13 protein-coding genes are annotated in these 14201 nt (G+C 32.1%); 9 read left to right on the forward strand and 4 right to left on the reverse strand.

Going from position 1 to position 14201, the window contains the following annotated elements:
* Positions 1–377: 377 nt before the first annotated feature.
* The 4 genes from thrS to rplT all read left to right on the forward strand — a co-directional run bounded on the left by thrS (position 378) and on the right by rplT (position 3608).
* Complete coding sequence (gene thrS / locus VOI25_RS07755; RefSeq protein ID WP_323788489.1) at positions 378–2321, forward strand: threonine--tRNA ligase; 1944 nt, start codon at positions 378–380, stop codon at positions 2319–2321.
* Positions 2322–2388: 67 nt separating this feature from the next.
* Positions 2389–2904, forward strand: coding sequence for a translation initiation factor IF-3 (gene infC, locus VOI25_RS07760; protein WP_323788810.1), 516 nt, complete (start codon positions 2389–2391; stop codon positions 2902–2904).
* A 55-nt stretch (positions 2905–2959) separates the two neighbouring features.
* Complete coding sequence (rpmI, locus tag VOI25_RS07765; RefSeq protein ID WP_040250651.1) at positions 2960–3157, forward strand: 50S ribosomal protein L35; 198 nt, start codon at positions 2960–2962, stop codon at positions 3155–3157.
* Positions 3158–3263: 106 nt separating this feature from the next.
* On the forward strand, positions 3264–3608 hold the full coding sequence (gene rplT / locus VOI25_RS07770) for a 50S ribosomal protein L20 (protein WP_091425976.1): 345 nt from the start codon (positions 3264–3266) through the stop codon (positions 3606–3608).
* Positions 3609–3703: 95 nt separating this feature from the next.
* Here the strand turns inward: rplT and VOI25_RS07775 are convergent, their stop codons facing one another.
* Positions 3704–3946 carry a hypothetical protein gene (locus VOI25_RS07775; RefSeq protein WP_323788490.1) on the reverse strand — a complete coding sequence of 81 codons (243 nt, stop codon included), beginning with the start codon at positions 3944–3946 and terminating at the stop codon, positions 3704–3706.
* Between the two features lie 361 nt (positions 3947–4307).
* On the opposite strand from VOI25_RS07775, the gene VOI25_RS07780 reads away from it, so the two are divergent.
* From VOI25_RS07780 to VOI25_RS07800, 5 genes are all read left to right on the forward strand, one after another.
* Positions 4308–6581, forward strand: coding sequence for an adenylate/guanylate cyclase domain-containing protein (locus VOI25_RS07780; protein WP_323788491.1), 2274 nt, complete (start codon positions 4308–4310; stop codon positions 6579–6581).
* The gene (locus VOI25_RS07785; protein WP_323788492.1) at positions 6578–7207 is read left to right on the forward strand and encodes a hypothetical protein; all 630 of its coding nucleotides are present in this window, start codon (positions 6578–6580) and stop codon (positions 7205–7207) included. The genes VOI25_RS07780 and VOI25_RS07785 overlap by 4 nt, the downstream gene beginning before the upstream one ends.
* Before the next feature lie 10 nt (positions 7208–7217).
* The gene (locus VOI25_RS07790; RefSeq protein ID WP_323788493.1) at positions 7218–9449 is read left to right on the forward strand and encodes a caspase family protein; all 2232 of its coding nucleotides are present in this window, start codon (positions 7218–7220) and stop codon (positions 9447–9449) included.
* A gap of 96 nt (positions 9450–9545) precedes the next feature.
* Positions 9546–10412 (forward strand): toll/interleukin-1 receptor domain-containing protein, encoded by an 867-nt coding sequence (locus VOI25_RS07795; RefSeq protein WP_323788494.1) that lies wholly within the window; start codon positions 9546–9548, stop codon positions 10410–10412.
* 11 nt (positions 10413–10423) lie between these two features.
* Positions 10424–11143: a hypothetical protein gene (locus tag VOI25_RS07800; protein WP_323788495.1), complete on the forward strand. Its 720-nt coding sequence runs from the start codon at positions 10424–10426 to the stop codon at positions 11141–11143.
* A 23-nt stretch (positions 11144–11166) separates the two neighbouring features.
* Here VOI25_RS07800 and VOI25_RS07805 read toward each other — a convergent pair whose 3' ends face one another.
* The 3 genes from VOI25_RS07805 to VOI25_RS07815 form a co-directional block, all read right to left on the reverse strand.
* Positions 11167–12351 (reverse strand): asparagine synthetase B, encoded by a 1185-nt coding sequence (locus tag VOI25_RS07805; RefSeq protein WP_416376066.1) that lies wholly within the window; start codon positions 12349–12351, stop codon positions 11167–11169.
* 155 nt (positions 12352–12506) lie between these two features.
* On the reverse strand, positions 12507–13238 hold the full coding sequence (locus VOI25_RS07810; RefSeq protein WP_323788497.1) for a sulfotransferase family protein: 732 nt from the start codon (positions 13236–13238) through the stop codon (positions 12507–12509).
* Positions 13228–14148 (reverse strand): aminotransferase class IV, encoded by a 921-nt coding sequence (locus tag VOI25_RS07815; RefSeq protein WP_323788498.1) that lies wholly within the window; start codon positions 14146–14148, stop codon positions 13228–13230. The genes VOI25_RS07810 and VOI25_RS07815 overlap by 11 nt, the downstream gene beginning before the upstream one ends.
* Between the last annotated feature and the right edge of the window lie 53 nt (positions 14149–14201).

Raw genomic sequence — 14201 nt, forward strand, 5'->3', positions numbered from 1 at the left:
ATTATTTACTTAAAACCTTTATGCCTTAAGCGGGTGCAAATATAAAACCCTTTTTTAATTCCTACAATACTATTTTAAGTTTTTTTTAAATTATTTTTTATTCAAACTATAAACTAATACTATCACTGAACTTTTACCAAACTTATCTCGCTTAGCGGGTGCAAATATACAACCCCTTATTTCTTTTATCCAAACCTTTTTTAAACTATTTTTAAACTATTTTTTTTTACCACTTCTAACCCCTTAATATGAGTAGGTTGTAGCTCCTAAACCTTAATTAATTTATTAAAATATATGCTTTTATACCTTATACATAACTTATTATTGTATCTCAATTTTTAAGATAGTATCTTTGCCATCCTAATTGTAATCAAACTATGATAGATATCACATTACCTGATGGTACTATAAAAACTTTCGAAAAAGGGTCAACTCCAATGGAAGTTGCTAAAAATATAAGCGAAGGCTTTGCTAGAAATGTTATTTCTGCAAGTTTCAATGGTGAAACTATTGAAACAACAACTCCATTAAATTCAAACGGTTCTTTAGTGTTATATACTTGGACTAATGATGAAGGGAAAAAAGCATTTTGGCATTCTACTTCTCATGTATTAGCTCAAGCCCTTGAAGAACTATTCCCTGGAATTAAATTATCAATTGGGCCTGCAATTGAAAATGGATTTTATTACGATATAGATCTAGGTGAAAATACTATTTCAGAAAAGGATTTCAAAACCATCGAAAATAAGATGATAGAAATCGCTAGAGGAAAACATGACTTTAAAATGCGATCTATTTCTAAAGATGATGCTTTATCGTTATATAAATCACAAAACAACGAGTATAAAATTGAACTGATTGAAAATCTTGAAGATGGAACGATAACTTTCTGTGACCATTCTACCTTTACTGATTTATGTCGTGGCGGTCATATACCGAACACAGGCATTATCAAAGCTGTTAAATTATTATCGGTAGCTGGTGCTTATTGGAGAGGTGATGAAAACAATAAACAATTAACTCGGGTTTATGGAATTTCATTTCCCAAACAAAAGGAATTAACCGAATATTTACATCTATTAGAAGAAGCAAAAAAACGTGATCATAGAAAACTAGGGAAAGAACTTGAGTTATTTACGTTTTCACAGAAAGTAGGTCAAGGTCTACCCCTTTGGTTACCAAAAGGTGCTGCCCTAAGAGAAAGGTTAGAGAATTTCCTAAAAAGCGCGCAAAAGAAAGCTGGTTACGAAATGGTTGTCACACCACATATCGGACAAAAAGAACTTTATGTTACATCTGGGCATTTTGCCAAATATGGTGAAGATAGTTTTCAACCAATTAATACTCCTGCAGAAGGCGAAGAATTCTTATTAAAACCTATGAATTGTCCGCATCACTGTGAAATCTATAACACAAAACCATTTTCATATAAGGAATTACCGAAACGATATGCCGAATTTGGTACAGTATATAGGTACGAACAAAGTGGAGAACTTCACGGTTTAACTAGAGTTAGAGGATTTACTCAGGACGATGCCCATATTTTTTGTACTCCAGATCAATTAGATAAAGAATTTAAAGATGTTATAGATCTAGTACTATATGTATTTGGTTCTTTAGGTTTTGAAAACTTTAAAGCTCAAGTTTCGTTAAGAGATCCTGAAAATCCTGAAAAATATATAGGTAGTGACGAAAACTGGAAAAAAGCTGAAGATGCTATTTTGAATGCTGCAATCGACAAAGGTTTAGATTATGTGGTTGAAACTGGCGAAGCTGCGTTCTATGGACCAAAATTAGATTTCATGGTGAAAGATGCTCTTGGTAGAAACTGGCAATTAGGAACCATTCAAGTCGATTACAATCTTCCTGAACGATTTGACCTCACATATAAAGGCAGTGATAATGAACTACATAGACCTGTAATGATACATAGAGCTCCTTTCGGAAGTATGGAACGTTTTATTGCCATTTTATTAGAACACACGGGTGGAAATTTCCCATTATGGCTCATGCCAACTCAAGCTATTATACTATCAATTAGTGAGAAATATGAAAAATACACTGAAAAAGTTTTAAATTTGCTAGAAAATAACGAAATTCGCGCCCTCGCAGATAATAGAAATGAAACTATTGGGAAGAAAATTCGGGAAGCCGAAATGAGTAAAACCCCTTACATGATTATTATAGGTGAGAATGAAGAAAACGAAAATAAAATTTCTGTGCGTCAACATGGTGGTGACGATTTAGGCATGATTAGTGTAGATGACTTCTCAGAAATTGTTAATAATGGAATAAAAAAGACATTAAAAACATTTATATAAAACGATTAAGTTTAACTAAAATTTATAAGCCATAGCAATACGTAGAAGAAATTACTCTAAGCGAGTAATAAAAGAAGATCAACACAATATTAACTCTAAAATTAGAGCTGAAAAGGTGCGCCTTGTCGGTGATAATATAGAGGTTGGAATATATGCAACTAGAGATGCACTTGCCATTGCAGATGAACAAGGACTTGATTTAGTTGAAATATCTCCTAAAGCTGATCCTCCTGTATGTAAAGTCATGGACTATAAGAAGTTTCTTTACGAACAAAAGAAACGTGAAAAAGCACTCAAAGCTAAAGCTTCAAAAGTGACTATTAAAGAAATTCGTTTTGGTCCTCAAACTGACGATCATGATTACGAATTTAAAAAGAAACATGCTGAGAAGTTTTTAAAAGATGGTGCTAAGTTAAAAGCATTCGTGTTTTTCAAAGGTCGTTCAATAGTTTTTAAAGAACAAGGTCAAATCTTATTATTAAGATTAGCTCAAGATCTTGAAGATTTAGGAAAAGTTGAACAAATGCCTCGATTAGAAGGTAAGCGAATGACTATGTTCATCGCACCAAAAAAAGTAAAATAAGCTGAAAAATTCAGCCATTAAGATAATAAGCGAAACGTAAATAAAAATAGGAACAATGCCTAAAATGAAAACCAAATCAAGTGCTAAGAAACGTTTTAAACTAACTGGCACTGGTAAAATTAAAAGAAAGCACGCTTTCAAGAGTCATATTTTGACAAAGAAATCGAAAAAGCGTAAGCTTGCTTTAACTCATGACACTTTGGTTCACAAAGCAGACGAGAACAATATTAAAACAATGTTACGTTTGAAGTAATATCGTTTTAATCGGTTAAAACAAATTATAAACCCTGGAGTTAGGCAAAACAATTTAGCAAGTATCGAAATAACGATCGCCTACTACAAAAAAACAATTTAAGAAAATGCCAAGATCAGTAAATTCAGTAGCAAAAAGAGCCAGAAGAAAAAAGGTTCTTAAGCAAGCAAAAGGTTACTTCGGAAGACGTAAAAACGTTTGGACAGTAGCTAAAAATGCGGTTGATAAAGCGATGCAATATTCGTATAGAGACCGTCGAGTTAAAAAGAGAACATTCCGTTCACTATGGATTATGCGTATAAACGCAGGTGCAAGAATGCATGGAATGAGCTATTCTAAGTTTATGGGAAAACTTAAAGCTAATAATATCGAATTGAACCGTAAAGTTCTTGCAGATTTAGCAATGAATAACCCAGAGGCTTTTGAAGCAATAGTAAACAAAGTAAAGTAAGGCTATCGCCTAAACAATAACAACAATTCGCTTATAAAAACCGACTCAGAAATGAGTCGGTTTTTTATTTGATTTATGTGAAAATGAATCTATTTTTACTTTGGTATAATTCCTCCACCTTCTTTAGGTATGATTCTTCCGCCTTCTTTAGGTATAATTCCTCCACCTTCTTTAGGTATGATTCCTCCACCTTCTTTAGGTATGATTCCTCCGCCTTCTTTAGGTATGATTCCACCGCCTTCTTTAGGTATGATTCCTCCACCTTCTTTAGGTATGATTCCTCCACCTTCTTTTGAACGGATTGAACCTCCATCCTTATGTTGTGATTGTTTAGTCATTTTACAGGGTTTTTAGGATTAATTATTTACTATATTAAGAAAAATAAGCAAGTTTAGCAAGCTATTAGCCCTTTAAATATCAAACGTCGTTAAGATATTTGTTGTAAATAAACTTAAAAGGTTTTACTAATTAGTGTCAAAAAAACCAAGAATTGAAGATGCTTCACACTTGAACTTTGCAATTATTCTCACCTAAATTTGTTTACAAATCATGTTGCAGGTGCTAAACATTCCAAGGGAAAATAATTGTAATACTGGTCTGATAATAAAATCTAATTCATTGAACAATGACGACGACTTTCAATAAAAAAGTAATAACGATTCTCAAAACAATACATTTAATTATTGTATTTTAGCTTGCATGTCTAAGACCCGTCAATTAGCTGCCATCATGTTTACCGATATTGTCGGTTTTACATCTTTAATGGGCAATGATGAACAAAAGGCCTTTGAAATTTTAGAAAAGAACAGAACTATCCATAAGCCAATTATTAATGAGTTTAATGGTATATGGATAAAAGAGCTTGGTGATGGCGTTATAGCTAGCTTTAAAACAGTCTCTGATGCTGTTCATGCTGCAATTAAAATACAAGAAACTTGCAACAGTGCTGCCCATTATAGCCTGCGGATTGGAATCCATCAAGCAGAAGTAGTTTTTGAAGATAATGACGTATTTGGAGATGGAGTAAATATCGCATCTCGCATTCAAACAGCTGCAAAACCAGGAAGTATTTTTATTTCTGAAACTGTAAATAATAATATTTCCAACAAAAATCACATTAAAACTCATTTTGTAAAAGTTGAAGAGCTGAAGAATGTAAGTCAGCCAATGAAATTATACCAAGTTTTATTCGAAGGTAGTGAGCATATAGTACCCGAAAAACATACTATAAAAAAAACATCAAAGAAACGCTTAGTTTATGTTGTTGTACCCAGTTTGATTTTAGTAGCATTATTCACTGTTCTAAAGCTAACCAATGCTTTTTCTTCAGAGAAGATTGAAAGTAATAACAAAATTGCTGTTTTAGAATTTGAAAATACGACTGAAAATAAAAATCTCAATAATGTTGGAAAAATCACATCTAATTGGATTATTCATGGCATTACTGAAAATCAAATTGGCCAAGTTATTTCTCCAAAATTAGTTAATGACTATACAAGCCTTATTAAATCAAAAAGTGCAGACCTTAATAATTTATTGAAAAATTATTTTAATCCAGATAAGGTGATTGTAGGTGTTTACTATGAAGAAAATGGTAAGCTTTTGCTTCAGTGTTCTATTAAAGATGGTTTAATTGATGAAACACTAATATCGTTTGAAACAATTTCATGCGATCCTAATTCTCCATTGGATTGTGCCGAAAAATTAAAGCAAGAAATACTGGGTTATTTAACAACGGTAGATAAACAAGATAATCAAGGGTATATAAAAGATAAAGATAACCAAAGGCTTACGTCCTATTATGAAGAAACGCCACCAAACTATGAAGCCTATCAGTTCCTTTTAAATGCACTTGAAAATCAAGATAATGATGAGATTTATATAAAATTATTGAATAAATCCATAGAAACTGATCCTAGTTTTTTTGAACCAAAAATACATAAGATTGCTTATTATTATAACAAAGGAGAATTTAAAACTGTAGATTCATTAAGACTCCTGATTAACGATAAGTCTAAATTAAATGACAGGCAAGAAAACATTATGTTGTTTTATGAATCGATAATAAAAGGAAAGAATGTTAAAGCCTATAGAGCTCACAAAGAAGAGTACAAAAAAGCTTATAAAGATTTAAGTACTAACATGAGTCAAATGACCTTAGCTCTTCAATATGTTAATAGACCAGAAGATATTGGAGCTATTTACAATGAAATTCCGATGGAAGATTTAATTCTAGAAGATTGTTCTACTTGTGGATTTAGGTATTATATGAAAAGTCTTGCTGATGTAGAGTTAGGAAACTATGATGAAGTTATAAAAACACTATTACCAATTACAAATACAATTGAAGATAATTACTATAAACGTCCGCTTATAAGTGCCTTTGTTAAGGCTGGAAAATATGAAGAATTAGATAAATACCTTTCTGATTATGCGTTAACAGCTTCTACAAATGATATCAATTATTTATACAGTTTTACTGGAATTCAATTTTTAAATTCTAATCAAACTGAAGAAGCCAACACGTATTTCAATAAAATAATTTCAAGAAAAAGTCCAACCCTAAATTCAGTTGATTTGGCTCACGCCTATTATTTTAAAACTGATTATATAAAAGCTCTAGAACATTATAAGCTCTTATATGATGCTAACCAAAATAACATAGACTATATTATTAGATTGGCTATTTGCAACTATAAAATCACTAATTCTGAAGAGGCTAAAAATTATATTGATAAATTGAATACTCTAAAAACAGATTTTCAATTTGGTGCCATTGATTATGGTCTGTCTCAATATTATGCTACTATAGGTGATTATAACAAGGCTATACAATTTCTTGAAAAAGCAGTTGCACAAGGTTTTAATTTCACGCCTTCAACATTTCAAAACGATCCCCATTTTAGAACTATAAAAGACAGCCCTGAATTTATTAATCGTATAATGAATTATTGGAAAAACAAAACATCATGATGATATTTTTACAAGCTGCAGAAGTACCAAACACCTTAGATCAATTGATAAAGCTAATTGAAGTAATCATTTGGCCATTGACTGTAATTGGAGCTCTATTTCTTTATAGAAAAAATTTCAAGAACATTTTATCTCGAGTGGGAAATTTAAAAATTGGTCCAAACGGATTAGAAATGACGCTTCTCGAAAAAACTCTTGAAGAAGCTAAATCATTAATTCCTTTCAAAAACCCAATGCTAATCGAAAATGATGGAAAAGTCATTTTATCGAAAGATGGAAGTAAAATTATACCTAACATAGAAGGTGGCTCTACTCCGGAAACAAGTCAACCAAATACACAATATCACACCAATCATGCTGACACTCCGCATTTAGAATTATTAGAGTTACAAGAAGCTATAAACCAAAAATTAAAAGGTAAACTTGTCAATAATGGGATCACTAATACTGGTTCTTCAAACTTTTCTTTAACTAGTGATTTAGAAAATCATAAAGTCATTAATAATCAAACATCAACTCAATTAAAAAAGTTGATAGAATTAATGAATATAGGATTAAACACACCCCAAATAACATACGATCAAGTGATACAAATGAAAAAATTATTTGCTAATATCTCCATTTAATTTAAATCAAATGAGTCAACTCGAAAATGCATATGCGCTAATTATAGGTGTTGATAATGAACAAAAACAACCACAAGTTCTAAGAGATGCCACTGCTATAAGTGACATACTTTCAGATGAAGTACATTGTGGTTATAAGAAAGAAAACATTACACTTCTACTAGATAAAGAAGCTACAACAGAAAATATTATTGGAGCAATTGATAATTTTATTGATAGAATAGATGAGAATTCTTCATTTTTACTTTTTTATTCGGGTCATGGAGGTTACTATAAAGGCCGTTCATATTTACTACCTTTTGGAGCTTCAAGTGAAAATTTGATTTTTGGTAAAGATTTAAGAGCCAAATTAAGTCTGATGAAATCAAAAAGAATGATTATACTTTTTGATTGCTGCCATGCAGGTGGATTTTTTGATGGTGAAGATAAAAAGGTAACATTAAATATTGATAATAATAACCACACTAATATATCTCGTTCATCAAATTTAAATGGTATAGCTCAAGAAATAGACGATGAGCAAGGAATGGCTATAATAGCTTCCTCTCAAACAGATCAGTTATCTTGGGGAACACAAGGTGATTACAGTCTTTTCACAACGTGTCTAATAGAAGCTCTTCAAGCAAAACATAAACATTTTTTTGCAGACGAATACATTAGGATGGTTGAAACCGTTAATTACGTATTTACAAGAGTTCCAGAAATGATTAAATCACTTAAAAAAATAAGTGATATAGTGAAAGATCAAACTCCTTACGCAAATTTGCAGATGAATAACGACTTTATCATAAGTTATATTCCTAAAGAGTTTAAACAAAAAATCGTAACTAATAAATTTAAAACTCCACCGCAAAAAATAGTTTCAATACCATCTAAAGAGACTAATATTGTTCAATCATGGGAACGAGATGAAGGCAACAGTCTACTGCTCTTTGTTCATGGTTTTTCTGGTGAATCTGAAGGTACATTCGGGAATATCCCAAAATTATTGCAGGCTGATTCTAATTTTGATGGTTGGGCTATGAAACCTTTAGGCTATACGCATTTTGTCCAACCAGAACTTGGCAAAGATATTTGGGCAGCCGTCTTAGATATTGATAAAATAGCAGGTTTCTTAAAAACATCTATTAATTTCAAATTTAAAGACTATGATCGCATTGCAATAGTCGCTCACAGTTTAGGTGGACTTGTAGCTCAAAAAGCAGTTTTAAATTTGGATACTGAAAATCGAAACCGAATTTCACATCTCATTATGTTTGGCACTCCAAGTAATGGTATTTCATCTAAATTGTTAACTAAACAATGGAATACCAAATACAACGCAATGAGCAGTGAAGGCGATTTTATAAAATCATTACGTGACAAATGGAATCAGACCTTTAAGGATAAATATCCGTTTAAACTTAAGGTTGCAGCTTCCACTGATGACGAATTTGTTTCAATAGAATCTTGCCATGGACCATTTGATGAAGCGTATCGCGAATTTGTAAATGGTAAACATTTAATGATGGTAAAACCTAAGGATGAAAAAGATGATACCTATTCCTTAATACTAAACACCTTAACTGGAAATAAATTTTTTAATCAATTCACCAATAAAGAGGAAATTAATTTAACTCTTGGTAAATACAATGCGGTTATTAATGAATTACTACCCAAAAAAGAAGATCTTGATAAAAATGGTCTTACTCGATTAATTTTTGCTCTAGAAGGTTCAGAACGAACAGAGGACGTTTATAACATCTTAAAAAATCATCCGATTGCCAAAGACAATACAGATTTAATGGGAATAATTGGTGGTAGACATAAACGTGACTACCTTAAAACATTTTCAGCAAATTCAAGTAAATTATCAATTGAGTATTACAGTAAAGCACTTAAATTATCAGTTAAAAAGAAAGACTACCCTCAAATTTACTACCATGCCATCAATTTGGCCTTTTTAAGTATTGTGACAGATCCTGAAAGTGGAGAAAGTAATATGATGACCTATGCTAAACAAGCTCTTGCAGCTACAGAGCAATGCAGAGACAACGTATGGAAATATGCAACAGTAGCGGAAGCAAACATGTATATTGGTAACATGGAAAAAGCTAAAGAGTTCTATATAAAAGCTTCTGAAAACGCACCAATTAGAGAAAAAATATCGATGCATACTAATGCATTTGCAGGTTATGTAGCATTAACAAACACTGAAGATGACGACTTTACCAGATTTTTAAAATCTAGATTGTTAAGTTAGTATACTTACGAGACCATGATAAATCATAAGCTTATATAAATTATTAGTATATTAACATTCCCTTAATTAATCCAAACCGACTAAAAACTAAATAATATGAGTGCAGAAACTATATTTGTCAGTTACTCTAGTGACGATAGACCGTTTGCATTAGGATTAGTAAAAGAATTACAAAGTTTAGGCGCAAACGTATGGATAGACCAATTAGGAATTGGTTTAGGTGAAAACTGGGATAACGCTATTGAAGAAGCCCTAGAGAAATCAGGCACCTTCATGCTTATTTTATCACCTACATCTGTTGAATCACAAAATGTTCAAGATGAAGTATCAATTGCTATCAATACAAAGAAGAAACTAGTACCAATTCTTATTAAACAATGTGAATTACCTATGCGTTTACAACGCAGACAATATGCCGATTTAACTAATGATCCTGATAAAGCCATTATTGATATTTTAACTTTTCTCGGATTAAAAGAAAAGGCTTCAACTAGCTTGAACAAAATATTAGAACTTATTGGAGTTACTGAAGCTCCAAAAAAAGTTGTTCAAAAAGTAACAGAAGAATTAACAGGAAAACAAATTAAACAAGAAGTTAATGCAGAAGACCTTTTAGTTTCTGACCCAGAAATTGATCGTGCGATCGGAATGCATAAAAGCGGTATTAAAAAAAATTGGCAGATGATTGCTGCAGTTGGTTTAATTAGCCTGGTTCTTATGTCTGTATTATTTTTTAAAACAGATTTCCTTACCATAGATCTTAATTTAGCAATTCCAGCCTGTTTAGCTTTAAACTTACTCTCTATTAAACCTTATAGTGGCATTAAAAAGAGAATTAGAAACATTGACCTTATTGAGTTATTAAAACTCAAACGAGAACGCCTTACTCGTGTTATCAACACAATGGACACTACCGAAATTGAAAAATTCAATACAGAATTCTATAATTATATTACAATTTAAAACCATTATTTATGAAGCGCATTGATGATAAAATTAAAGAAATTGAAAATAAAGATAAAAAGAGTAGATGGCTTTATTATGTTATAATTGCAGGTGTAATTGGTTTTTTAGCCTATGCGAGTACCACCAGAAAGGCAATGGATATTAAAGATGCTCAAATTGATGAATTAACCATAAAGAATTCTGAGACTTACAAAAAACTGGACAGCACATATACCGAACTTGAAGACACTTATAAAGCTCTTAAAAACAGTTTAGAACCAAAGGAATATTGGGATCATATTAGACAAGAAAATTCGGTTGAAGGATATATTGGTTTTATAACTAATGATTGGGGAATAGATAAAAAAGAATTTTTACCTAAAGCATACAACCGATTGATGGACAATGATTCTGGCACAAAGGCTGATGGCTATGAAGGTTGGCTATTTGTTGGTAGTAAAAACAATTCAGGGGTTTATAAAAGTGGAAATAGCGATGGCGAAAAAGTGATTAAGGTTATTCACAGAAATGAGACTAATGAAAATATTGGTAACTCAGAACCACTTGTTGGAGATATTGTTCAATTAGTAAGAAAAAGAAATCGCATTACCTATAGCAGAAAGGATAAAGTTGGTAAAAACAATCATAGAAATGAGCAGGGTTTTAGAAATAAAACAAAGGCTGTGGTTGTCGATATACATCAGGATCCCAACAACACTAATTTCTATGTTTTATTAAAATATTATTAAACTAAAATTATTGAAAATAAAGCTTATGTTTTTTGCTTTTTCTTTTTCGCTGCCGGAAATAAAACATTATTTAAAATAAGTCTATATCCAGGAGATGTAGGATGTAAATCTAATTCTGTTTTTGGATCTCCGACTTTATGGGTATAATCTTCAGGATCGTGACCACCATAAAATGTAAAAAAGCCTTTTCCTTTAATTCCATGAATATACTTTGCTTCACCATTGGTTTTATTCTCACCCATCACTAACACATTCGACTTAATTTCCTCACGTGTAAATGACGTTGTTTGCCCCATAAAACCTTTCACTAAAGCTGTGTGGTTTTGACATAACATAGATGGAATTGGATCCCATTTCGCAGAAAACTCCATTAAAGAAAAATAATCTGTAGTTAAAGGAATACGACGTTTTTGTGTCATATCTATTGAAGAAAATTCATATACATTTGGATTGCGTTCTAAGACAAAATCTTTAAACGCGAAGGTTTTATTATAATCTATCATATTTTGATAGCTAGGATCACTACCATCACCATCAAACATAGGTTCACAAATATCAACACCTTCAGCAGATAAGGCAATATCAAAACTATCTGTTGCACTGCACATAGCGAACATAAAGCCGCCTCCAATAACATAATCACGTATTTTTTTAGCTACAGCTAATTTCTCTTGTGATACCTTGTCGTAGCCCAAACTCAAGGCCAATGCTTCTGCGTTTTTCTTTTCTTGAATATACCAAGATGCAGATTTATAAGCTCTATAAAATTTACCATATTGTCCTGTAAAATCCTCGTGATGCAAGTGCAACCAATCATATAATAACAAACCATCATTCAGCACATCTTCATCATAAATCGTTTCATAAGGAATTTCAGCATAGGTTAACACCATAGTTACTGCGTCATCCCATGGTTGTAATCCACTTGGTGAATACACTGCAATCTTAGGCGCTTTTTCTAAAACTACTGCTTCCATGTTTTGTGATGGACTAGCAATAAAATTGAGTATGTCTTCAGCATTAGCATTAGAAATAACTTCAAAACTTACACCTCTAATTGTACATTCACGACGAATTTCTTCCGAATCTGGCAATAAAAACGAACCTCCTTTGTAATTTAAGAGCCATTTCACTTTTGCTTGTTTTTCAAGTGTCCAATACGTTACACCATAAGCTTTTAAGTGATTTTGTTGACCTTCAACATCCATAGGAATTAGAATGTAAGATGCATAACTATTGAAGGCTATGCATAATAATATGATAAGGGCGAATCTCTTCTTCATAATCGAAAGATACTCAAAAATTAGTCCCAAACTAAACGCTTTAATATAGTTTTAGGTTTTTTAGTTGAAATGATACTTTTTTAGGATAATGCTAATTGTGATAATTTATTGTAATAAGGCTTGCACGCATTCAATAACGGCATTAAATGCTGAGGAAAAGGATCTGTCTTTGGTTTGTATGATGAAAATTTAGAAGATTTATGTACATTATCATACCAATATTTTGCCCAAACTCCATCTTCTTCAAGCTTTTGTGGTTGCCAACTTAACATGTTTTTATCAAAAGGAATATCAATATGATTGCAAAGTTGTTTCAGAACACCTTCCGGATTTAACAATACGTTTTTAGCATCTAAAACTACATATTTTATGGTGTTCTTTTCAAAATAATCCACCAAATCCATATGCATTTTATAACCAACATCAGTCATTGTTGGATGTTCAATCACTTTAGCAAAAGAAGGTAGCATTTCTTCGGGATCTCTAGTCAAAATCACATTGTACAATCCGCTCATAAAACCTCGATCTAAATCTAAAAGATGATGAGTCATATTCTTAAAAAACAATACTGGTTTTTCAGCATAATTTAGCATCATATCTACAACTTTATTACCATCATTTTCCATAGTTTCTAAAATAGAATCAGAACCAGGATGATACGTTTTAGCAATAGAGTTTCTCAAATAATAAGCATACAAAGGTTCATCAAACACCTTTGTGTCCTGACGTTGGGCAAAACTATACATTAAAGCTGTAGAAATATTTCTTGGGCCAGACCACATCGAAATTCGTTTAATGGAATTACTTTTCATTAGCAATAGCGTCTTCAATTAATTCATGATATAAACCGGAAAGTTTTCTGGTCATATCACCATAAACCTTCTCACCAATTCGCCTTCCATCGATTTTGGTAACAGGTGTCAAACCGCCAAAAGTTCCTGTCACAAACGCTTCATCTGCGCCATACACATCAAATAATGAAAAGTCTTTTTGATGGCAGACTATTCCGTTTTTAAGGCAAGCTTCTATCACTTTGGCTCTAGTGATTCCATTCATGCAATATTGACCTGTAGACGTCCAAACTTCTCCCTTTTTAATGACAAAGAAGTTCGTCGCATTACACGTAGACACAAAACCATTAACATCAAGCATTAAGGCTTCATCTGCTCCTGCTTCAATAGCTTGAATTAATGCCTGAACCTCATGAAGTTTACTGTGACAATTTAATCTTGGATCTAGATAATCTGGAGACCCTCTTCTAATGGTACTAGTAAATAACGTGATTCCTTTTTCTTTACTTTCTTCGGAAGCTCTTTTGTATTCAGGAATGATAACAATATTTGGGCCTGAAATCGTAAGTCGAGGATCTTGAGATGGTGTTTTTTTAATACCACGTGTAATCATAATTCTAACATGAACGTGATCTGACATGTTGTTTTCATTAAGGACTTTCCATATGGTTTGAGTGAGCTCATCTTTTGTAAAAGGAAACGACATACCAACAGTTGCCGCAGACGTCCATAAACGTTCTAAATGATCTTCAAGAAAAACTAAAACACCTTGGTGCAGCCGTAAGGCTTCCCAAATGCCATCACCAACAAGATAACCACTATCAAACACTGATATTTTTGCATCTTCTCTTTTGAAAAATTCACCATTGATGTAAATCTTTATGTCCTTATTCCTGTTGTCAGAAACAGCATTATGCGTACCATGAACCATTTAAATGAAGTTAAATATGATTCTGAAAGATAAGAAAAAAGGATAAAGACACC

Source organism: Psychroserpens sp., assembly GCF_034670085.1.
Taxonomy (GTDB): Bacteria; Bacteroidota; Bacteroidia; order Flavobacteriales; family Flavobacteriaceae; genus Psychroserpens.

Coding starts and splice junctions, on each gene's coding strand:
- VOI25_RS07795 (WP_323788494.1), top strand. CDS start 9,546: ATGAGTGCAGAAACTATATTTGTCAGTTACTCTAGTGACGATAGACCG.
- rpmI (WP_040250651.1), top strand. CDS start 2,960: ATGCCTAAAATGAAAACCAAATCAAGTGCTAAGAAACGTTTTAAACTA.
- thrS (WP_323788489.1), top strand. CDS start 378: ATGATAGATATCACATTACCTGATGGTACTATAAAAACTTTCGAAAAA.
- VOI25_RS07815 (WP_323788498.1), bottom strand. CDS start 14,148: ATGGTTCATGGTACGCATAATGCTGTTTCTGACAACAGGAATAAGGAC.
- VOI25_RS07785 (WP_323788492.1), top strand. CDS start 6,578: ATGATGATATTTTTACAAGCTGCAGAAGTACCAAACACCTTAGATCAA.
- VOI25_RS07800 (WP_323788495.1), top strand. CDS start 10,424: ATGAAGCGCATTGATGATAAAATTAAAGAAATTGAAAATAAAGATAAA.
- VOI25_RS07810 (WP_323788497.1), bottom strand. CDS start 13,238: ATGAAAAGTAATTCCATTAAACGAATTTCGATGTGGTCTGGCCCAAGA.
- VOI25_RS07780 (WP_323788491.1), top strand. CDS start 4,308: ATGTCTAAGACCCGTCAATTAGCTGCCATCATGTTTACCGATATTGTC.
- rplT (WP_091425976.1), top strand. CDS start 3,264: ATGCCAAGATCAGTAAATTCAGTAGCAAAAAGAGCCAGAAGAAAAAAG.
- VOI25_RS07790 (WP_323788493.1), top strand. CDS start 7,218: ATGAGTCAACTCGAAAATGCATATGCGCTAATTATAGGTGTTGATAAT.
- VOI25_RS07805 (WP_416376066.1), bottom strand. CDS start 12,351: ATGGATGTTGAAGGTCAACAAAATCACTTAAAAGCTTATGGTGTAACG.
- VOI25_RS07775 (WP_323788490.1), bottom strand. CDS start 3,946: ATGACTAAACAATCACAACATAAGGATGGAGGTTCAATCCGTTCAAAA.